Below are 20,569 nucleotides of genomic sequence, written 5' to 3'. Positions count from 1 at the left end.
AGCGATTCAGTTCGCGCTTCCCAATCAGCGGCCGAGTCGTCGCGAGGTGCCGGGCGGCCAGTCCTCCTGAGCCACGACGACGGCTACACCATGACAGCCACACCCGACACCCCTGGTGTCCCGATCTCACGAATGACCCGGATCAACCCACGAAGAAAGGTATGGACATCATGTGCGGCAGCACGGTTGCGAACTCGGCGGTGCTCGGCTCGACAACGACCAGTTCGGCGCCGATGTCCTGTGCGATCTGTGCGGCGATCTCTGACTCGTCGAGCCGGCCCTGGCCGGGATAGCGGACGGTCACACAGAGGGGCGGGCGCATCAGGTAGGCCAGCACCGCAGAGTCCAGGCCGCCTGACAGCAGCAGCGCGAAGTCAGAGGCCGGAGCCCGCAGTGGGATCTGCTCGGCGAGCACGACGGAGAAGCGGGCCAGGGCTTTGGCGTAGTTGCCCTTGAACGGTTCGCGGTCCTCCAGGCGCCACCAGGTCTTCTGGTCGATCGAACCGGTGGCGACATCGAAGGTCAGGAGGGCGGCGGGTGCGAGCAGTTGGACCCCTTGGAAGGGGGTATCGACGCCGAGCGGGGTCTCGACCGCCAGCATCTCCGGCCGCAGGACCAATGGGGCCGGTCCATAGCCGGTCAGCGTGGTGACCTCGGAGGCGAACGCGAGCCGGCCACCGTCCAGACGCCAGTAGAGCGGCTTCTCGCCCAGTCGGTCGCGAGCCAGGAACAGCCTTCCGAGCCGTGGATCGTAGACGGCGAGAGCAAACATGCCGTCCAGTCCGTCCAGGCAGGACGGCCCGATCTTCTCCCATGCACGCAGGACCAGGTGGGCATCGGTCTCCCGCTCGCCGAGCGGAATGCCCCAGGCGGCTGCCTGCTTACGGAAGTTGTAGATCTCGCCGTTGAAGGCAAGTAGCAGTCCGGTTTCGCGATCGAGATAGGGGCCGGGGTGGGCGAGCGGGTCGACGATCAACAGCGTGTTCATGGCCAGCACCGCCCGCCCGTCCGGAGCGGCAGCGTGCACTGTGCCGTCCGGCCCCCGGTAGTGCTGCGACAGGCCCATGGCCATGACGGTGTCCTCGTGCCAGCTGGCGTCTGATCCGGCTAATCCTGCGATTCCGCACATCTGGTTCACCCCCGAGTGTGAGTGGTGGCGCTGCGGCGGCGGCAGCCGCCGGAAGGAGTTCACCCCTGTTCCGGCGGCTGCCTGGGCTCTCATCACAGCGGTCTGCGTGGAACCCGGGGAGGGCTCGCAAGGGGGCTCACAACTCGCATGCGCGGTTCACCGCAGGTACCGGAGGCAATACCCTCGGTGGCCCAACACGCAGGCGGCACGTACGACTTCTCGAATGGGAGCCGGTGTGAACTCGTATGCGTAACGCCTCAGTACTTGGTCAAGGGGGACGCCGTGGCGTCGACCGTCCGCCGGACCCGTCCGCCCAATACGGACCTGGCCCGGCTCATTGAAGCCTCCGGCGCAAGCCACAAGTCCCTGGCCCTGCGCGTGAACCAGCTGGCGCACGCCTCCGGCTTGGAGACCACCTATTCGCACACCTCGGTCGCGAACTGGTGCCGTCGCGGCATGACACCGAAGGGGCCTGTTCCCCGGCTGCTGGCACAGGCGATCGGGGAACGGATGGGCCGGCCCATCAATCTCGCGGAAATCGGTATGGGCGAGGCGGAGACACCGGACACGAATGTGGGGTTGGATTTCCCGCGAGATCCCGCCGACGCCGTCCGCGTCGCCACTTCGTTCTGGAGCTCCGTGAACCGCCGCGACTTCCTCACCGGATCCGGCTTCGCCGTGTCCGCGTTCACCGCCCCGGTGACCCGCTGGCTGGTCACCCCCGCCGACGAGACGGCCGGCCATCACGGTGGCCGGCAGGTCGGCCGCACCGACCTGGATGAACTGCGAGAGGCCGCCGATGACGCACGGCGGTGGGACTCCAAATATGGCGGCGGGAACTGGAAGGCCAACTCCGTTGCCGACTGCCTTGAGCAGCGGGCCGCCCCGTTGCTGCAGGGCTCGTTCACAGATGAGATCGGCCGCGAGCTGTTCTCCGTGACCGCCGAGCTGTCCCGGCTCGCCGGTTGGACCGCATTCGACGTCGGCCAGCACGACGCCGCGCAACGCCACTTCATCCAGGCTCTCCGTCTTGCCCGCGCGGGCGGCGATGTGCAGCTCGGATGCTACGTCCTCACCACGATGGCCATGCAGTCCTTGCTGAGAGGCTTCGCCAGCGAGGCAATCGACATGGCCCAGGGTGCCTTCGAGCGCGCCAAGCATGACTCGGCGCCGCGCGTGCTGGCGTTCACCAAGCTCATTGAAGCCCGCGCTCATGCGCGTGCGAACGACCCGCGGGCCGCCTCACGGGCGCTGGCTGCCTCCGAGAACCTCCTCGGCCAGGCCGGACATGACGGCGGTGACGAGCCCACGTGGATCGACTTCTACCACCACGCGCGTCTCTCCGCCGATGCGGCAGAGATCTTCCGGGACCTGAAGAACCCAAAAGCTGCACTCGGCTGGAACCGGCAGGCCGCCGCCATGCCGCCGGGCGTATTCACCCGCTCCGTCGGCATGCGCCTGGCGATCGTCGGAACCGCCCACCTCCAGGCCCGAGATCTCGACCATGGCCTCGAACTCGGTAACCGGTCGATCGACATTCTCACCCGCGTCCAGTCCAGCCGGGCCTTGGACTACGTACGCGAGTTCAACACGGCCCTCGCCCCCTGGCGCCGCGAACCAACCGTGCGGGAGTTCCTGCACCGCACCCGCAAGGAACTCGGCGTTGCCGTCTGAGCCGTTCGAGCACCGTTGCTCGCTGTGATCAGCGACGACGCACGGGAGGACCCGACGGGCCGACAACACTCCGGTGATCGGCTGTAGCCGTTGGCGGGCTGCCTACTCAGAGGATCACACCGGGTGTGCTGGCGGTGAGGAATACTCGATTCTGCTGAATCCTCTCGATGCGCGGAGAGTGACGTGACTGTTCCGGTCAGCGACCCCGGGACGGTCGCGCACGAGAGAGCACTCGGATGGCTAGCAAGACCGCCGGGGCTCCAGGTTTCAGCGACTCAGATCGCTCCAGCCAGACCAGCCGCGGCACCGATGGCCCTGAGGTCATCCGTCCACGGCGAGCCGGCCACCAAGTCGTTGAACGCGACCATGCCGAAGTACAGGAAGAAGAAGGCGATGTAGGGCGACGCCTCCATTGGGTCCCCCTCGATGCCGTACGTCGGGGTGGGGAACAGCTCAATGGCATCGTCCGACTCCAGGTAGAAGCACCCGGCTGCCGTAAGAGTGGCGTGCGATAGCTGCGTCTCAGCGAGCCAGGACTGGAGCAGCCCGCCGCCGAGTCGATCAAGGAGCTTGCTCATGAGGTTGAACTCATTAGCCGGGTTCCCCGGGATGGCAGCGTCCCGAACGGCGTTGGCGGCCTCCATGTCGTACTGGTATCCGGCCGCGTCCGCCGCCTTGCGAAGGCCACCGTGCTTGTACTGGAACGCCTTGTTCATGGAGTCCACGGCGTCATCGCCGTCCCGGACGAGCCACTGGAGATGGGCGACGTACTCGACCATCAGGCGCCGATTGGGCGCAGCCTCATGACCAAGCCCCTTGCCGTGCAGGATGACCACGGCGGCCGCCTGCCGGTGCAAGGCAGCCACCAGCCCCCAGCCGACGAGGAACGGACGACGGTCATCGAGGGCGGGGGCGTTGTCCGCAACTCCACTTGTTAGCAGCTCGGTCAGAGACTCCAGGCCAGGAACGGCCAGCTTGTTGAACTCTTCAATCTCAATGGACATGCGTGGATCGTCTCGCATTCCCTGCCTCATCTGCACAAGAGTTTCCAACTGGCATAGAGCCGCCCCGGAGTGCTGGCGTCGAGCAATACCCTCTAGGGACGATTAGGGCCCCTCGATCGCCACTGCGCATGAGGGTGGCATCCACTGATGCCACGGTCAACGTCGTTCGCACGACGGGTGTGGACCGTGCCCGTTGAGGCGACGCCAACGCTCTGACGAAGCGAACATCGCCGATGCGCACGACTGCTGTTCTAAAGGTTCCGGATACTCAATTCGCGACCCAGGACTGCTGGGCTCTGTTGAACCAGGCGGCAACCTGTTCCAGGGTATCCATCACCAGAGCGTCCTGAAGATGATCCTGATACTGCTGCGCACCCGCAGATGACGCTCCTCTGTTGGGTTGTGGGAGTTCGTTGAACTCTCGCCAGACAATGGCGGGTCCGAACCGCCCCTGGTTAAAACCTCGATCCGGCACGCCAAATCGGAAGGACATATCATTGGCGATAAGTGCTCGTTGGTGGCCGCATCGATTTCTGGCATAGATCACACCAAGAAGCACCCCGTCCGCGTTGTTGAAACGCTGGCGCTCCTGGAAGTACTTGGACCTCTTGTCTCTTCCGTGATAGTCCATCAACTCTTCATCGGCGCTGACGGCCCACCACAGCGCCTCGACAACCGGAATGATGGCATACCTAAACTCTGCACCGAGATTGCTGGTCTTGTTCAGATAGTCCTGCATTCGTCGGTAACATCGGGCTAGTGCGTCACGGAAGCCCTGTAGAGCGAGGTCGAGGCGCTCTTCACGCTGATTGGTCCATCCCAGGGATCTGTTCATTGCGGACTCCTGCTTTGCGCGGCATTCGAGTCTAAAACGGGGAAGCGCCCCGGGCGCAAAAGGGCACACTGTAAGCGACGTAGCTTGCGTAGAATCGCCAGAGTGCTGGCGTCGAGCAATACTCCGACAGGGACGAATGCACAGATCCTCCGACACGCTGTGTCACCAGATGTCACCGTACGCCTTCCTCTGTAGAGCGAAGTCCGACCGCAAAGGGGCAGAGAAAGACTCAGGGACTAGCCCTCGCTGGGTTCAGGTGGGTCGAGACGTGTCGGTACAGTGCCGTCTTGAATACCTCACCGCCGCAAGGGTTCGATGTCCCGTCGATGGGCTGAACCTGCAGATTTCCGCTGACATTCGCATTGACGCATCGAAGGTTCACTCCACTGGTGAGCTGACCTTCCCTTCATGATCAATTGCGCATCGACGGACCACTGCAACACCTGCGGCCCGGCGGTGCTGGTGTCCTCTATTCAGGTGCTGGAGCTGCCGGGCGTAATTGAGGTGACCGACCCCGCCCCCATCGTGGCTCACCCGGCCTCGTACGAAGCCTGGGCCGAGGAGCTGGGTGTGCCGTTCGTCGAGACGATTCAGCGGGCGGAGCAGTTGGCCGAGCGCGTTATGCAGGCAACAGGAGTGTTCCGCATCACCTGCTTGGGCGGCATCGTCGTCTGCCGCTCGTAGGAAGTGGAATCCCGCTTCGTCCGTCAGGTACTCGGAGTCTGGCAGGCCGGGCAGAGTTCGTAGCGGCCATCGTTTACTACGCTTCCCCAGCCGAGGCACTTGCCACAGTCACGGGCTCGGGAGAGGTCTGCACGGGGTGCAGGAGCGTTGGGGTGGGCTCCGTTGGTCATCAGATCGTCCTCGGGTGGAGGGCTAGTCATGGCAAAACTATGACATGTAGTGCATATGTATGCAAGACCTGGGGCCCGGAAACGCCAATGGGCGCCCCTCCCGAAGGAAGGGCGCCCACGTCAGGCGATTGCCTCGCTGTGCGCCGCCAGGGACTCGAACCCCGGACCCGCTGATTAAGAGTCAGCTGCTCTAACCAACTGAGCTAGCGGCGCTTGACTCGTAAATAGTACCTGGTCCGCAGGGGTGCCCCGGACCGGCCCCGAGTCATCCGCGTCACAGTGCCAGCGACAGCGCCATCGGGGCCGCCCCGCGGTTGAGCCGGTCCGCCGCCGCGCGCAGGCGGTGGGCGTGTTCGATCGGGAGGGACAGGGCCAGGCAGCCCACGGCCGAGCCGGCCGTGAGCGGTACGGCTGCGCAGACCGTGCCCAGGGCGTACTCCTGGAGGTCGAGCACCGGCACCGTGGGCGGCTGGCTGTCCAGTGTGGAGAACAGGACGCGCTCGCTGGTGATCGTCTTGGAGGTGAGGCGGGCCGGCTTGTGGCGGGACACGTGGTCGCGGCGGCCGTCCTGGTCGAGCTGGGTCAGCAGGCACTTGCCGATCGCGCTCGCGTGAGCGGCGGATCTGAAGTCGACCCACTCGTGGACCTTGGGAGTGTGCGGCCCCTCGGCGACCTGCACGACCTTGATCTCGCCGTCGATGTAGCGGCTCATGTAGATCGCCGCGCCCACCGAGTCGCGGAGCTGGTCGAGGGTCTGCTGGAGCTTGGCCTGGAGGGCAGCGCTGCGCGTCGTTCCGGACCCGAGGAGTACGAGCGAGTCGCCGACGATGTACGCGCCGTCCATGACCTGCTCGACGTAACCCTCGCGGCGGAGCATCAGTAGCAGGGAGGCGAGGTGGGCGGTCGGGAGACCGGTCTCGCGGGCGATCTGGACATCGGTCACACCACTCCCGTGCTTGGAGACCGTCTCCAGCACGCGGAGGGCGTACTGCACCGAATGGAACGGTGCGGTCGGCTCCGGCTTCAGCGGCACGGTTTCCCCCTAGCAGGTTGTGACCGTATGCATCCGTTCCACGATAGCCGCCAAGACACCGCAGGTGGGCCTGTGTTGACGAGATTGGTGACGCGCCCCGGGCCCGTACGCTGGGACGCGCCACCATGGCATATGCCGGGGTCACGGTCGGGCGGCAGGAGGGGTCAGAGCACCGCTCCCAGGAACTCGCGCGTACGGTCGTGTTCGGGATCGTTGAAGATCTTTTCCGGCGAGCCCGACTCGATTACCCGGCCCGCGTCGAACATCAGGACGTCGTCCGAAATGTCCCGGGCGAAGTTCATCTCGTGCGTGACGCAGAGCATGGTGATGTCGGTCGTACGGGCGATGTCGCGCAGTACGTCCAGTACGCCTGCCACCAGCTCGGGGTCGAGCGCCGACGTCACCTCGTCGAGCAACAGCACCTGCGGGCGCATCGCCAGCGCCCGCGCGATCGCGACGCGCTGCTGCTGGCCGCCCGAGAGCTGGGTCGGCTTCGCGTCCTGCTTGTCGCCTAGTCCGACCAGGTCGAGCAGGCCCTTGGCGCGCTCGGCGGCCTCGTCCTTGGACATGCCGAGGACCCGGACCGGGGCTTCGGTGACATTGCGCAGCACGTTCATATTGGGGAAGAGGTTGAACTGCTGGAACACCATGCCGATGTTCCTGCGGACCTCGCGGACTTCCTTCTCGTCCGCGGGGAAGAGCTGCCCGCCGTTGACCCTGATCGTGCCCTCGTCGGGCTTCACCAGGGTCATGAGCAGCCGCAGGATCGTCGTCTTGCCGGAGCCGGACGGCCCGATCAGGGTCACGTGCTTGCCCGGCTGCACCGAGAAGCAGAGGTTGTCCAGGACGGTGTTCTGGCCGAACCGCTTGGTGACGTTGTCGAAGCGGATCAGCTCGTTCGTATCTTTGGCGGCATTGGCGGCATTGGCGGCATGGGTGTCTTTGGGCTCAGCGGACAAGACGACGCTCCAGGACTCGCAGGAGAAGAGATGCCGGGTAGGCGATGAGGATGAAGGCGACGCCGACGACGGTCAGCGGCTCGGTGTACTGGAAGGTCTCCGCGCTGGCCAGCTTGTACTGCTGGAGCATCTCCAGCACGCCGATCGCGGCGAGCAGCGGAGTGTCCTTCAGCATGGAGATCACGTAATTGCCCAGCGCGGGCACGATCCTGCGGATCGCCTGCGGCAGGATCACCGCGAACCAGGTGCGGCCGACGGGCAGACTGAGCGCGGTTGCCGCCTCCCACTGCCCGGCCGGTACGGCGTCGATGCCGGCCCGGTAGACCTGTGCGGTGTACGTCGAGTAGTGCAGCCCGATCGCGATCGTGCCGGTGGTCAGCTCCGAGAACTGCACACCCCACTCCGGCAGGACGAAGAAGAAAAAGAACAGCTGCACGAGCAGCGGCGTGTTCCGGATGAACTCGGTGACGATGTTCACCGGCCAGCGGACCCAGCGGGGGCCGCGGTAGCCGACCGCCCAGACCAGGCCGAGCGTGAACGAGAGCAGTGAGCCGAGCACGAGGACCTGGAGCGTGACGAGCACGCCGTCCCAGAACGCCGGCATGAAGTCCGCGACGGCGGACCAGTCCCAGTTGTTCATCGCACCCCTCCGGCGGTGATCCCGATGCCGGCCTTGGTCTTGCGCTCAAGCGCCCGCATGCCCCGGGTGAGGACGAACGCGAGCACGAAGTAGATGCCCAGGGTCACCGTGTAGATCTCGGCGCTCTCCTGAGTGGCCAGCCGTACGAGGTAGGCGGCGAACGACGTGTCCGCGACGCCGAGCAGCGACACCAGCGCGGTGCCCTTGAGCAGCTCGATGAGCAGGTTGTTGAACGGCGGGATCATCTCCGGCACCGCCTGCGGCAGCAGGATCAGCCGCATCCGCTGCCAGGGCGTGAAGCTGAGCGCGACGCCTGCCTCGCGCTGGGCCGGGCTCACGGAGTTCAGCGCACCGCGCACGACCTCGGCGCCGTACGCCCCGTACGAGAGGCCGAGCGCCAGGACGGCCGCCCACATCGGGACCAGCGCCCAGCCGAAGAGGCCCGGCATCACGAAGAACAGCCAGAACATCAGCACCAGCGCCGACGTGCCCCGGAAGACCTCGGTGTAGAAGCCCGCCAGGAAGCGGACGAAGCGAGAGCGGTGCGTGCGGGCCATGCCGATGCCGAAGGCCACGACGGTGGCGAGCGCGGCGCTGTACACGGTGAGCTGGATGGTGATCCAGATCCCGGGGAGTATCCAGTGTGTCCACAGTCCGGCTGTCATTTGCACAGCTCCTCTGCGGTCATCGTGGTCATTTCCGCCTCGGTGAAGCCGAACGGCCGGAGGATCCGGAAGAGCTCACCGCTCTTCTTCATCTTGTGGATCTCCACATTGAAGGCGTCGCGCAGTTCCTCGTCGCCGCGGCGGAAGGCGAAGCCTCCGCCGTCGACCTTCTTCTCGCCGTCCACGAGCGGTGCGAACGGCTTCGTCGCCTCGGCCCTGGTGCTCTTCTTCACGACGCCGCGCCCGGTGAGTGCGGTGCCCGCGAATACATCGACGCGGCCGGACTCCACGGCGTTCAGGCCCGCGACCGGGTCCTGGAAGATGGCGATCTCCTTGCGCGGGACGCCTGCCGCGATCGCGTAGTCGATCTCGGCGTATCCGGCGCCGGTGGCGATCTTCGCCTTGGCCTCGACCACGTCCTGGTACGACCGGAGGTTCTTCGGGTTGCCCTTGCGCACGATGAACGAATCGAGCATCTGGTACTCGGGGTCGGCGAATATGACCTCCGCGCAGCGCTCCTTGTTGATGTACATCCCGGCCGAAACCACATCGAACTGCTGCGAGTTGAGGCCCGGGATCAGCGAGCCGAAGTCGGTCGGCGCGGGCAGTACGTTGGGGACGCCGAGGCGCTTGAATATCACCTTGGCCAGTTCCACGGCCTCGCCGGTGAACTCGCCCTGTTCGTCGATGTATCCGTACGGGACCTCGCCCGCGATGCCGAGCCGCACAGTGCCCTGCGACTTCAGCCGGGCGAGCGTATTGCCCGACGGGACCTTGCTGCAGCCTGCCGCGCCGAGCGCCCCCGCAGCGCCCAGCGCCGCCGTGCCGAGCAGGAGGGACCGGCGGCGCATCGAGTGTCTGGTTGTCTTCCTTGAGTCGTTCCCAGGTGGTGAAGCCATGGGCGCGCGGCTACCCGGGTCCACGCGAGGTATGCCGATGAATTCCAGCCCCTGATACGGGGGATACGCCCTTGACCGGTTGGGGACGATGGGGGAATGACCGACCGATTCGTGGACGTATCGCTCGACAAGCGCGGTGTGCGCTGCACCGCGAAACTGCTCGACGACCGGGCGCCGCTGACCTGCGCGGCCGTGTGGGAGGCGCTTCCGCTGGGCGGGGACGTCTATCACGCGAAGTACGCCCGTAATGAGATCTATGCCTTGGTTCCTCCATTCGCCGCGCAGGAGCCGCCGCTGGAGAACCCGACCGTCACTCCCATCCCCGGCGACCTCTGCTATTTCGCCTTCTCCGACACCCAGCTCGGCACGTCGTCCCACGGCTACGGCCCCAAGGCCGCCCTCCAGGGCGGCCAAGGGGTCGTCGACCTCGCCCTCTTCTACGAACGCAACAATCTGCTGCTCAACGGCGATACGGGCTGGGTCCCCGGCATCGTCTGGGGCACCGTCGTCGACGGCCTCGACCGGATGGCCGAGGCCTGCCAGGACCTCTGGCGGTCCGGGGCGGTCGGCGAGACCCTCACCTTCAGGCGGGGACAGGCGCCGGGCTGATCGCGGTGATCCCCGTCCCGTAGAGCGCGTGCGCCGCGCGCAGCACCAGGTCGTCCCGGTGGCGCGCGGCCACCAGCTGTACGCCGATGGGCAGCCCGTCGGCGTCCGTCCCGCACGGCACGGTCGCGGCGGGCTGCTGCGTCATGTTGAAGGGGTACGTGAACGGGGTCCACCCCGTCCAGCGACGGTGGCCCGACCCCTCCGGCACCTCGACGCCCGCCTCGAAGGCGGTGATCGGCAAGGTCGGCGTGACCAGCACGTCGTACGTCGTGTGGAAGCGGCCCATGCGCCGGCCAAGATCCGTGCGTACGTCGACGGCCGCCAGGTAATCCAGGGCGCTGTACCGGGCGCCCCTGGCGGAAATCTCGCGCAGGCCCGGATCCAGCAGGTCCAGCTGCTCCTTGCCGAAGTGCTGCACCAGGCGCGCGGCCCCGCTGAACCACAGCGTGTGGAAGGCCTCCACCGGATTGGCGAAGGCGGGGTCCACCTCCTCGACGTACGCCCCCGACTCGGCCAGCTTTCCGACCGCCGCGCGCACTGCGGCCGCCACGTCGGGCCGTACCGCCACCTGCCCGCCGAGCGACGGCGAGTACGCCACGCGCAGGCCCTTCACCCCGCCCTCCAGGGCCGCGCACGCGCTCTCGGCGGGCGCGAGCTGCGACCAGTCGCGCCAGTCCTGGCCGCTCATGGCGTCGAGCAGCAGCGCCGCGTCCGCCGCGTCCCGGGTCATCGGGCCCGCGTGCGCGAGTGTGCCGAAGGGGCTGGACGGGAAGAGCGGCACCCGCCCGTACGTCGGCTTCAGTGCGAAGATCCCGCAGAAGGACGCCGGGATACGGACCGAGCCCCCGCCGTCCGTGCCCACCGACAGCGGGCCCGCGCCGAGCGCCACGGCCGCCGCGCTGCCGCCGCTGGAGCCGCCGGACGTGCGCGAGAGGTCGTACGGATTGCGCGTCACACCGCTCAGCGGCGAGTCGGTGACGCCCTTCCAGCCGAACTCGGGCGTCGTCGTCTTGCCGAGGAAGACCGCGCCATTCTCGCGCAGCCGCGCGACCACCGGCGCGTCCACGTCCCAGCTCCCTTGCCGCTGTGCGGTCTTCGAGCCCCGCAGGGTCGGTCCGCCGCGCATCAGGAAGACGTCCTTCACCGACACGGGCACGCCGTCGACCAGTCCTGTCGGCTCCTTCCTGCGCCACCGCTCGGCGGATGCCTCCGCCTGCGCCAAGGCCTCGTCGGCGTCGACCCGTACGAAGGCGTTGACCAGCGGCTCCACGGCCTCGATCCGGTCCAGGGCCGCGCGGGTCGCGTCGACGGGGGAGAACTCACCCTTCTCGTAGCCGGCCAGGAGTTGACGGGCGGTCAGTTTGCTCAGCTCAGTCATGCATGGGGACGTACCCACGTTTCTTGTCCACCACGTTCGGCAATGGGCTGCCCGATGCCCACAGTTCGTACAACTCGACGAATTGCGCGCCCAGCTCGTCGCGCCAGCCGACCGTGTCCCCGCTCATGTGCGGGGACACGATCAGGCCGGGAACGTCCCACAGCGGGCTCTCGGGCGGCAGCGGCTCCTCGGTGAACACATCGAGCGCCGCGCCCGCGATCCACCGCTTCTGAAGCGCCGCGACGAGATCGTCCTCCGCGACCAGCTGGCCGCGCCCCACATTGATGAAGCGGGCGGACGGCGGCATGAATCCTGACAACGACGCGCGCCCAGCACGCTAAGACATCATCCCGCCGCGTTCTAGACTCATATCTAACGACGAAAAACGCCGCGCGCAACGGGGGGGGGGGTACAAAAAGCGGCCAACTAAAAAAATAGAATTCTCAATATTTCCCAGGTTTAAACAATATAAATAAACAGCTGGAGCGGGGGGGGGGGCAGGGGGAGAGAGGGGAGGGGGAAGGTATGTCTGAGGAGTAGGGAGGGGGGGAGAGGGGGTGGAAATAGTAATATATAGTGTGTTATGATTGTGTGTTTATGTTTGTAGTAGGTTAGTTAATTACTGCTTAAACAAAATACAATATTGAGATTATAAATGATTCTTATGGATTATGATATTAATAATTTATTGTTAAAATTGATGATATTTTATCTTGTTTGTGTTCTATCATATATTGTTATCTCTATATGTTTGACACACAGGTTGGTATAAAGTGGTAGATACAGAGGTCGATAACACACATTGACAGGTGGACAGACAGTGAGTGGGTGAGTGAGTAACTACAAATTAGGGACGAGAGTTGAAGTTAAAATAGCGAATCTATAAATGAGAAATATACTATATAGAGGGAAATTGGAGTGGGGGGTGGGATGGGGGGGGGTGGAGGTACACACAAGAGTAACACAGGATAAATTGGAGTTAATTGAGGGGAGAGGAGAGTACAACCACAAATTATTTTAAGAATAAGAAATAATAATATTTTGATATATAAGTTGTGAATTGTGGGTTTGTGGGGGGGGGGGGGTGGGGGGTAGTTGTGATGGGGGGGTTGTGTTTTGTGGTGGTGGTTTGGGGGTTGTATTGGGTGGTTGGGGGTGTGTTAGGTTGTTTTGTTGAGAGGATTTGTGGGTGTTAAGGGAGGGGGGTATAGGAGATGGGGTTTGTTATTAAGATAAAGTTGAGTAAGAGGATTGTGTAGGAAAGTAAAGATTTGGTGTGAGAATGAAAGGGAGGGTGAAAGCAATATAGAGGGAGCGTTGTGGCCCCCTTCGACTTCGCGCTCGACCGCGAACTGTGGCGCTGGGTCCCCGACGAGGTCTCGCTGCATCTGACCCGCACCCCCTTCGTCCCCGTCGAGGTCAGCCTGGACCTTGCCCGCCTGGTCAGCGAGCACGAGACGCTGCGCGATGCGGTACGGGCCCTGACGGCGGTGGCGCCCGAAGTCGTCGCGTACGCCTGCGCATCCGGCAGCTTCGTCGACGGACTCGCCGGCGAGCGCGCCATGTGCGCGGCCATGACCCAGGCCGGGGAACTGCCCTCGGTCACCACATCGGGCGCGCTGCTGGACGCCCTCGCGGAGATCGGTGCGCGGCGGATCGCGCTGGTCACCCCGTACACCGAATCGGTGACGCGCGCCCTGGAGGACTATCTGGCGGAGGCCGGGATCGCGATCACGGGCCGCGCCTTCCTCGGTCTGACCCGGCACATCTGGAAGGTTCCCTACCGTGACGTGGTCGACATGGCGAGACAAGCGGTCGTGGGAGCGGCCGACTGCCTGTTCATCAGCTGCACCAACCTGCCGACGTACGACGTGATCCCGCAGCTGGAGGCCGAGCTGAGGATGCCCGTGCTCTCCGCGAACCAGGTCACGATGTGGTCCGCGCTGCGGCGGATCGGCGAGCACGCCGTCGGCCCGTACCAGCAGCTGCTTCTGGATGAAGCGCCGCAGCCGGGGCAGCAGCCCCAGATGGGTGAACCGCCCCAGGCGCAGGCCGAAGGCCAGGAAGGATGGGCATGACAGCAGTCGGTTTTCTCTACCCCGGACACTCCGCGGAGGACGACTATCCGCGGATCGAGATGCTCCTGGACGACGACGATGTACGGCTGTCCGTCGTTCACACCGACATCGGCGAGGACGCGCACCGCGTGGACGCCCTCCTGGAGATGGGCTCGCCCGCGCGCCTCGCGGCCGGGGTCGAGGAGCTGCGGCTGTCCGGTGCGGAGGCGGTGGTGTGGGCGTGCACGAGCGGCAGCTTCGTCTTCGGCTGGGACGGCGCGCACGACCAGGTGCGCGCTCTGGCGAGGGCCGCCGGGCTGCCGGCCTCCAGCACGTCCTTCGCCTTCGCCCATGCGGTACGGGACCTGGGTGCCACCCGGGTCGCGGTCGCGGCGACGTACCCCGACGACGTGGCGGCGTACTTCAGCGACTTCCTCAAGGCGGCCGGCATCGAGGTCGTCTCGGCGCGCGCCAGCGGCATCATCACCGCCGCGGAGGTCGGCACGTGGGGCCGGGACGAGGTGCTGGAGCTGGCCCGCGCGGGCGACCATCCGGACGCGGCGGCGGTACTGCTGCCGGACACCGCGCTGCACACGGCGGCCTACGTCGAGGACCTTGAGGCGGCGCTGGGCAAGCCGGTCCTCACGGCGAACCAGGTGACGGTGTGGGAGGGGCTGCGGCTGGCGGGGCGGCGGGTGCGGGCCAGGAGGCTCGGCGCGCTTTTCGCCCGGCGGGACTAGGGCCGCGGTCGTGGCCTGCATGCCGCCCCAGGGGGAATAACCGGAGCCACCCTCCTGTTGGGTGGTCGTGTACGCCCCGCACCCAGCAGAAGGAATCCCCGTGGACGCGATCCGAGGCACGGCGAGCGCAGCCGCGCCGGTACCCCTGTCCGTACTCGACCTGGCGACGGTAGGCCGCGGCCGCACCGCCACCCACGCGCTGCGCACCAGCGTCGACATCGCCCGCCAGGCCGAGAGCCGCAGCTTCCACCGCTACTGGGTGGCCGAGCACCACTCCATGCCCGGGGTCGCCAGCTCATCCCCGGCCGTGATCCTCGCCCACATCGCCGCCCGCACCGACCGCATCCGCCTCGGTTCGGGCGGCGTCATGCTGCCCAACCACGCACCGCTGGTCATCGCCGAACAGTTCGGCACGCTGGAGGCCTTCGCCCCCGGCCGCATCGACCTGGGCCTGGGCCGCGCCCCCGGCACGGACGGCGCCACCGCGGCCGCACTCCGCCGCACCGAACGCCTCCATGAGGGCGCCGACGACTTCCCGCAGCAGCTCGCGGAGCTGACCCGCTTCCTCGACGACGACTTCCCCGACGGCCACCCCTACGCCCGCATCCACGCCGTCCCGGGCCCGGTGCAGGGCCCCTCCGCCCGCCCCCCGATCTGGCTGCTCGGCTCCTCCGGCTTCAGCGCCCGCCTCGCCGGAACGCTCGGCCTGCCCTTCGCCTTCGCCCACCACTTCTCGGCGCAGAACACCATCCCGGCGCTGGACCTCTACCGTGAGTCCTTCCGCCCCTCCGCCGTCCTCGACGCCCCGTACGCCCTGATCGGCGTATCGGCGCTCGCGACGGACGACGAGAAGGAGGCCCGCCGCCAGGTGCTGACCGGCGCCCTGTCGATGGTCCGGCTGCGCAGCGGCCGGCCCGGTCTGATCCCGACGCCGGAGGAGGCCGAGGCGTACGCATTCAGCCCGTTGGAGCGGGAGTTCGTGGACGGCTGGCTCGGCAACGTCATCCACGGCACCCCGGACACGGTCCGTACCGGCCTCGACGACCTGGCCAAGCGCACCGGCGCCGACGAGCTGATGATCACGGCCAACGCGCACGGCGGCGACGTACGTCTGCGCTCGTACGAGCTCATCGCAAACGCGTACGGCCTGCCCCGCGCCTGATGCGTCGTACGCCGAAAGTGATCGCCGTCAGACCCGCAGCGCGCTGACGGCGATCATCGAGTCGATCAGCTCCGGCGCGACCGCCCGCGAATACAGCCAGCCCTGCCCCGTGTCGCAGCCGATCCGGCGCAGCCGCGCCGCCTGCCCCGACGTCTCCACGCACTCGGCGGTGACGGTGAGCCCGAGCCGGTGCGCGAGCTGCACGAGCGCCTCGACGATCGTCTCGTCGGCCGGGTTGGCATGCTCTTCGTCCTGGAAGCCGCGCACGAAGGTGCCGTCCAGCTTGAGCACCGAAACGGGCAGCCGGCTCAGATAGGCGAGGTTCGAGTAGCCGGTCCCGAAGTCGTCGATGGCGATGTGCACGCCCATGTCGCTCAGCGCCTGCAAGGCCTGCAGCGGCCTGCCCGCCGAGCCCATGACCGCCGACTCGGTCAGCTCCAGCTGGAGCAGCTCGGGCGCCAGCCCCGTCTCGGCGAGGATCTCGGCGACGTCCGCGACCAGATCGGAGTCCCACACCTGGCGTACGGCGACGTTGACGCTGACGAAGATCGGCGGGGTGCCGGGGTGGTCCGTCTGCCACTGCCTGGCCTGACGGCAGGCGGTCCGCAGCACCCACCGGCCGAGCTGGACGATCGATCCGTCCTCTTCAGCAATTCCGATGAACCGATTCGGCGCCAGTGTGCCGAACTGAGGATGCTCCCATCGGACCAATGCCTCGACCCCGCGTACGCCCCCGCCCTCCAGGTCCACCAGCGGCTGGTACTCCAGCCTGAACTCACCGCGCTCGACGGCGGGGCGCAGCGTGCTGGACAGGGCCTGACGGGTCATCCGGTGCGCGTTGCGCTCGGGGTCGAAGAGGGTCCAGCGGCCCTTGCCGTCCGCCTTCGCCCAGTACAGCGTCGTGTCCGCGTCCTGCATCAGCCCCGTCGCCGTGGTCCCTGCCGCGACTCGCTCCACGACCCCGATGGAGGCCGACACGCTCAGCCGCTGCCCGGCCAGGTCGAAGGGCTGCTGGAGCGCGACGAGTGCCGCCTGGGCGAGATCGGCGAGCTGTTCCGTGCCGGTGGAGTCCTCGACGAGCAGGGCGAATTCGTCGCCGCCGAGGCGGGCGACGAGATGGCCGCCGCTGCGCGCGTACCCGTACTGGTCGGCGCACCGGGACAGCCGGGACGCCACGGCGGCCAGCAGCCGGTCGCCGACCCGGTGGCCGAGGGTGTCGTTCACGGCCTTGAAGCCGTCGATGTCGAGATAGCAGAGCCCGATACGGCCCGTGCCCCCGTCGTCGTACGTCGAATTCTCCAGCGCGGAAGCGAGCCGCTCGAAGAACAGCGTGCGGTTGGGGAGGCGGGTCACCGGGTCGTGCATCTGGAGGTGGCGCAGCCGGGCCTGGAGCTCGCGCCGGTCGCTGATGTCCGCGACCGACAGCAGCACGCTGCTGCTGTCCGGTACGGGCGTGAAGGTGACCTCTGCCCACAGCGACCGCCCGTCGGGGTGCTTGAGCCTGCGCGTGCAGCGGAAGCGGGCCCTGCGGCCGGAGAGGACCTCGCGGTAGGCGTCGAAGCTGCGGGCGTCGGCGGCGAGGTCGAGGAGGTCGGCCGCGGCCTGCTCGTGCAGATGGTCGGCGTCGGTGCCGAGTATCGCGGCGAGCGAGTCGTTGGCGGAGACGAGGAGGCCCTCGTGATCCACGACAGCCATGGCGAGATGGGCGGCGTTGAAGGCGGCCTGGTAATCGCGCAGCTCGGACGCGGAACGACCCATCACATCACGCTGTGTAACGGCCCGCGGCCGCCTGGTCTCGGGGGCTGAACCGGGTCCTTCGTAGGTTCCGCTCACCGCTCGCTCCCGCAGGGCATTGATGGCTGACAGATGTTCTCGGGGCCGTCGGCCGGCTGGAGGCCACTGCCCTGGGCGGATTTCATGCAGGAAAGTGTGCCGATCATAGAGGCAGCCGGGACGGCCGATCCAGCTACATGGCCGTGATGCCGAGCACCCGCCTCCCGCGGCCGATCGTTTCTGCGCGGCTGCGCCTTGAGGTGTTCCTACGTGAACGATTGTGACTTTCTGTGATCTCGCCGGGGTGTCGGCCGTGTCACTCATGTGGACCAGCGGAACAGGGCATCTCGTGCTGAACCACCAGAAGGTGGGTGGGGTGCCGCCCCGTATTTCCGCAGCCCGGAGGTCGACGTGGTCCGTCGCAGGAGATCCGGGGGAGTTGACCGGTCCCGCCAGCGCCAGCGCCTGCGCAGTACGGCGGCACTGCTCACCTCCCTCACGGCGCTCGCCGCCACCACGCTCGTCGCCGGCCCCGTCGTCGCGGCCCGGGACGGCGGACCCTGCGTGCTGCCACGCACCACGGCGCACCACTCGCTCGGCCTGGACACCTGGAACCGGGCCTACCCGCGCCCCATACGCACCCTCGACGCCGTCATGATCTTCCTCGCGTTCCCCGACTCGGAGCCCACGCTCACCCTCGACCAGCTCGCCGCCGACCACTTCCCCGCCACCAGCGACTTCTTCCACAGCGCCTCGTACGGAAAGTTCCAGCTGCGCACGCACCCGGAGCCGACCTGGGTCGACATGCCGGAGTCCTCCACGGCGTACGGAATACGGCGCGACTGGGACCCGGGCCGCCGCTCCGCCTACCTGCGGGACGCGGTGGCCGCGGCCGACGACCGGGTCGACTTCACGCGGTACGACATCGTCTACCTGATCGCCGACCCGGACGCGCCCGGCGTCGACTCCGACGCGACCAAGGTCGTCAACTTCGACCGGCCGCTGAGAGCGGACAACCACGACATCAAGCGCATAGTCACGGTCTTCGAGCAGCACCCGCCGGACCGCAACGTGCTGGCCCACGAGACCGGCCATGTATTCGACCTGCCCGACCTCTACCACCGGCCGGTCGACGGCAAGGGCGACTGGGACACGTACGTCGGGGACTGGGACGTCATGGGCAGCCAGTTCGGCCTCGCGCCGGACCTCTTCGGGTGGCACAAGTGGAAGCTGGGCTGGCTGGACCGGCGGCAGGTGGCCTGCGTGTCGGGCACCGGAGGAACCCGGCTCACCCTGGAGCCGCTGGCCGCGCCGCCTTCCGTGCGGGGCGGGGAAGGCGGGACGCGGCTCGCGGTCGTACGGACCCGAGAGAGCGGGGCGATCGCCATAGAGGCACGGGGCGGTACGGGCAACGACCGGGCCACCTGCACCGAGGGCGTGCTGATCTACCGGGTGCGCAACGAGGCGGCTTCGGGCGCCGGGCCGATAGAGGTGATCGACGCCCACCCGGACACCGAGGCGTGCTGGGACCGCTCGGTCTACCCGCCGCTGGCGGATGCGCCGGTGGGGGTCGGGGAGACGTTCACGGTGCCGGGGGAGGGGACCAGGGTGGAGGTGGCGGACCGTACGCAGTCGGGGGCGTGGACGGTGAGGATCACGCCGGGGGCATGAATCGGCCGCGACGTGCGATGTGCGGCGCGCAACGAAAAAGCCCCTCGCTCTCGCGAGGGGCTTTTTCCGTCTGTGCGCCGCCAGGGACTCGAACCCCGGACCCGCTGATTAAGAGTCAGCTGCTCTAACCAACTGAGCTAGCGGCGCCTGCTGACGTCGTAGACCTTAGCATCCTGTTCGGCGGGAGGAAAAATCGATATCCGGGGCTCCGTGACCTGCACGGGACGGCCCGCCCGTACGCACGCCCAGAGCATCACATCGGGCCCCGGAAGCCACGGCTGGCGCACGTCGGGGGCAACCAGCCAGCGCGGTCCGGAGGGGCCCTGTGGGGCATGCGGGGCGGTGAGCGGCGGGACGGTCACGGCGTCGCCGGTGCCGTGGCAGAGCAGGGGCGGCCCGCTCCCTTCGCCTTCCCTGCCTCCTCCCCACTCCTCCCACTGGAGCAGCGAAGGCAGCCGCTGGGCGGTGCCGGGGGAGGCGAAGAGGAGCATCCGGCCGCGGTGGGTGGCGACGGGCCCCGAGCCGGGCCCCTCCGCCCATAACCGGTCGAGCATGCGGCGTCCGAACATCGCCGGAACGCTCACGACATCGAAAACCGACCCGCAGGGCAGAACTCCGGGGGTGCTGGGGCGGCCCTCCCAGAGCGAGAGCGTGCTGCGGGGATAGGCGGCGGCAGAGGCGAGCCAGGCAGCGCCGGCGGCGGTCACCTCGGCGGTGTGGTGGGAACCCTCGTTCCGGAGGACGCGGAAGATGTCGGTGGGCGCGTGGTCTCGCTTCGAGGCGGTCATGGCACATACATCTACGGGCATGACCGGTTCCGCTTCCGGGCGTTGGTGAAAACCGGGACAGGGCAGTGCGGCGGGGAGTATCTTGCGCCCCGGCATATGCCAATCGCGCGTGACGGTGCGTGTGGCGCTGTTCCCCTCGCCACCCCTTCCCGAACTGGGGGCAAGCCCTCAGGCCCCCAGGCCCCCAGCCTCCCGGACGCCCTACGGGGGGACACAGCTCTGGGTCGGAGCCCCGCGGCGGCAGCCGCAAATGTCACAGCCGGGAAGGGGCGGGGAGGGGAAAAGCCCCGCAGGGCCCGCCCTCCGCAGCGAATCAGGCGCCGGTGCCCGTGCCGCGCAGGAGGTCGCGACCGAACTCGACCATCTTCACCGCGTACTCCTCGGCCCAGTCCGCCCGCTTCGCGATCTCCTCCGCCGACAGCCGGTCGAACCGCTTCGGATCCGCAAGCTGCGCGGCCGCCATCGCCTGGAACTCGACCGCGCGGTCCGCCGCCGCGCGGAACGCCAGCGTCAGTTCAGTGGCACGTTCGAGCAGCTCACCGGGGTCGTCCATCGACTCCAGGTCGAAGAAGTGCTCAGGATCGGCGGCTGCTTCCGAAGGCTCGAAAAGCAGCGGCGCGGGGCGCAGCCGCCGCTCGGTGCGCTCGGGTTCCGCCATGGGTGGTTCCTCCTTCTCTCGGCCGTCTGTGCTCGACGGCC

At 67.2% G+C, this 20,569-nt stretch carries 19 protein-coding genes, 2 tRNA genes and 1 pseudogene; 7 read left to right on the top strand and 15 right to left on the bottom strand.

Translation table 11 applies throughout. The features are described 5' to 3' along the window. Positions 1-142: 142 nt before the first annotated feature. Entirely contained in the window at positions 143-1,222 is a 1,080-nt protein-coding gene (locus tag PXH83_RS09840) for an asparagine synthetase B family protein (RefSeq protein ID WP_274558966.1), read from the bottom strand. Between the two features lie 189 nt (positions 1,223-1,411). Between PXH83_RS09840 and PXH83_RS09835 the strand changes: the two genes are divergently transcribed. Continuing rightward, positions 1,412-2,803, top strand: coding sequence for an NsdA family TPR-like regulatory protein (locus tag PXH83_RS09835; protein ID WP_274558964.1), 1,392 nt, complete (start codon positions 1,412-1,414; stop codon positions 2,801-2,803). Between the two features lie 275 nt (positions 2,804-3,078). On the opposite strand, the gene PXH83_RS09830 is transcribed toward PXH83_RS09835, so the two are convergent. Next, positions 3,079-3,807, bottom strand: a complete 729-nt coding sequence (locus PXH83_RS09830) for a hypothetical protein (RefSeq protein ID WP_274558962.1) — start codon at positions 3,805-3,807, stop codon at positions 3,079-3,081. 268 nt (positions 3,808-4,075) lie between these two features. Further along, a complete protein-coding gene (locus PXH83_RS09825) occupies positions 4,076-4,642 on the bottom strand; it encodes a hypothetical protein (RefSeq protein WP_274558960.1) in 567 nt (188 codons plus the stop codon). 408 nt (positions 4,643-5,050) lie between these two features. On the opposite strand from PXH83_RS09825, the gene PXH83_RS09820 reads away from it, so the two are divergent. Then, entirely contained in the window at positions 5,051-5,326 is a 276-nt protein-coding gene (locus tag PXH83_RS09820; RefSeq protein ID WP_274558957.1) for a hypothetical protein, read from the top strand. Positions 5,327-5,635: 309 nt separating this feature from the next. Here PXH83_RS09820 and PXH83_RS09815 read toward each other — a convergent pair. The 6 genes from PXH83_RS09815 to ehuB all read right to left on the bottom strand — a co-directional run bounded on the left by PXH83_RS09815 (position 5,636) and on the right by ehuB (position 9,644). Beyond that, a tRNA-Lys gene (locus PXH83_RS09815) sits at positions 5,636-5,709 on the bottom strand. A 61-nt stretch (positions 5,710-5,770) separates the two neighbouring features. After that, complete coding sequence (locus PXH83_RS09810; RefSeq protein WP_274558955.1) at positions 5,771-6,529, bottom strand: IclR family transcriptional regulator; 759 nt, start codon at positions 6,527-6,529, stop codon at positions 5,771-5,773. Positions 6,530-6,693: 164 nt separating this feature from the next. Then, positions 6,694-7,488, bottom strand: a complete 795-nt coding sequence (gene ehuA / locus PXH83_RS09805) for an ectoine/hydroxyectoine ABC transporter ATP-binding protein EhuA (protein ID WP_274558953.1) — start codon at positions 7,486-7,488, stop codon at positions 6,694-6,696. Then, positions 7,478-8,128: an ectoine/hydroxyectoine ABC transporter permease subunit EhuD gene (gene ehuD, locus PXH83_RS09800; protein ID WP_274558951.1), complete on the bottom strand. Its 651-nt coding sequence runs from the start codon at positions 8,126-8,128 to the stop codon at positions 7,478-7,480. The genes ehuA and ehuD overlap by 11 nt, the downstream gene beginning before the upstream one ends. Then, complete coding sequence (gene ehuC / locus PXH83_RS09795) at positions 8,125-8,793, bottom strand: ectoine/hydroxyectoine ABC transporter permease subunit EhuC (RefSeq protein WP_274558949.1); 669 nt, start codon at positions 8,791-8,793, stop codon at positions 8,125-8,127. Before ehuC ends, ehuD begins: the two co-directional genes overlap by 4 nt. After that, positions 8,790-9,644, bottom strand: a complete 855-nt coding sequence (ehuB, locus tag PXH83_RS09790; RefSeq protein ID WP_274558946.1) for an ectoine/hydroxyectoine ABC transporter substrate-binding protein EhuB — start codon at positions 9,642-9,644, stop codon at positions 8,790-8,792. The genes ehuC and ehuB overlap by 4 nt, the downstream gene beginning before the upstream one ends. A 144-nt stretch (positions 9,645-9,788) precedes the next feature. On the opposite strand from ehuB, the gene PXH83_RS09785 reads away from it, so the two are divergent. Then, positions 9,789-10,301, top strand: coding sequence for a DUF3830 family protein (locus PXH83_RS09785; RefSeq protein WP_214928430.1), 513 nt, complete (start codon positions 9,789-9,791; stop codon positions 10,299-10,301). Here PXH83_RS09785 and PXH83_RS09780 read toward each other — a convergent pair. Then, the gene (locus tag PXH83_RS09780) at positions 10,276-11,679 is read right to left on the bottom strand and encodes an amidase (RefSeq protein ID WP_274558942.1); all 1,404 of its coding nucleotides are present in this window, start codon (positions 11,677-11,679) and stop codon (positions 10,276-10,278) included. The genes PXH83_RS09785 and PXH83_RS09780 overlap by 26 nt on opposite strands. Further along, a pseudogene (locus tag PXH83_RS09775) lies at positions 11,672-11,992 on the bottom strand (NAD(P)-dependent oxidoreductase); the annotation flags it as partial. The pseudogene PXH83_RS09775 and the gene PXH83_RS09780, both read right to left, overlap by 8 nt. Positions 11,993-12,998: 1,006 nt before the next feature. Here PXH83_RS09775 and PXH83_RS09770 point away from each other — a divergent pair. The 3 genes from PXH83_RS09770 (at position 12,999) to PXH83_RS09760 (ending at position 15,638) form a co-directional block, all read left to right on the top strand. Beyond that, entirely contained in the window at positions 12,999-13,757 is a 759-nt protein-coding gene (locus PXH83_RS09770) for a maleate cis-trans isomerase family protein (protein WP_274558940.1), read from the top strand. After that, on the top strand, positions 13,754-14,476 hold the full coding sequence (locus PXH83_RS09765; protein WP_274558938.1) for a maleate cis-trans isomerase family protein: 723 nt from the start codon (positions 13,754-13,756) through the stop codon (positions 14,474-14,476). The genes PXH83_RS09770 and PXH83_RS09765 overlap by 4 nt, the downstream gene beginning before the upstream one ends. Positions 14,477-14,576: 100 nt before the next feature. Continuing rightward, positions 14,577-15,638 (top strand): LLM class flavin-dependent oxidoreductase, encoded by a 1,062-nt coding sequence (locus PXH83_RS09760; protein WP_274558936.1) that lies wholly within the window; start codon positions 14,577-14,579, stop codon positions 15,636-15,638. A 27-nt stretch (positions 15,639-15,665) separates the two neighbouring features. Here PXH83_RS09760 and PXH83_RS09755 read toward each other — a convergent pair whose 3' ends face one another. Beyond that, positions 15,666-17,396 (bottom strand): putative bifunctional diguanylate cyclase/phosphodiesterase, encoded by a 1,731-nt coding sequence (locus PXH83_RS09755; protein ID WP_274558934.1) that lies wholly within the window; start codon positions 17,394-17,396, stop codon positions 15,666-15,668. Positions 17,397-17,822: 426 nt separating this feature from the next. Between PXH83_RS09755 and PXH83_RS09750 the strand changes: the two genes are divergently transcribed. After that, a complete protein-coding gene (locus PXH83_RS09750) occupies positions 17,823-19,082 on the top strand; it encodes a M6 family metalloprotease domain-containing protein (RefSeq protein WP_274558932.1) in 1,260 nt (419 codons plus the stop codon). Positions 19,083-19,155: 73 nt separating this feature from the next. Here the strand turns inward: PXH83_RS09750 and PXH83_RS09745 are convergent. The 3 genes from PXH83_RS09745 to PXH83_RS09735 form a co-directional block, all read right to left on the bottom strand. Beyond that, a tRNA-Lys gene (locus PXH83_RS09745) sits at positions 19,156-19,229 on the bottom strand. After that, positions 19,220-19,870, bottom strand: a complete 651-nt coding sequence (locus tag PXH83_RS09740; RefSeq protein ID WP_274558930.1) for a hypothetical protein — start codon at positions 19,868-19,870, stop codon at positions 19,220-19,222. The genes PXH83_RS09745 and PXH83_RS09740 overlap by 10 nt, the downstream gene beginning before the upstream one ends. A 313-nt stretch (positions 19,871-20,183) precedes the next feature. Beyond that, positions 20,184-20,528 (bottom strand): hypothetical protein, encoded by a 345-nt coding sequence (locus tag PXH83_RS09735; RefSeq protein WP_274558928.1) that lies wholly within the window; start codon positions 20,526-20,528, stop codon positions 20,184-20,186. Positions 20,529-20,569: the final 41 nt, after the last annotated feature.

The organism is Streptomyces spiramyceticus (assembly GCF_028807635.1).
Taxonomy (GTDB): Bacteria; Actinomycetota; Actinomycetes; order Streptomycetales; family Streptomycetaceae; genus Streptomyces; species Streptomyces spiramyceticus.
This window is presented reverse-complemented; position numbering and strand designations above follow the sequence as displayed.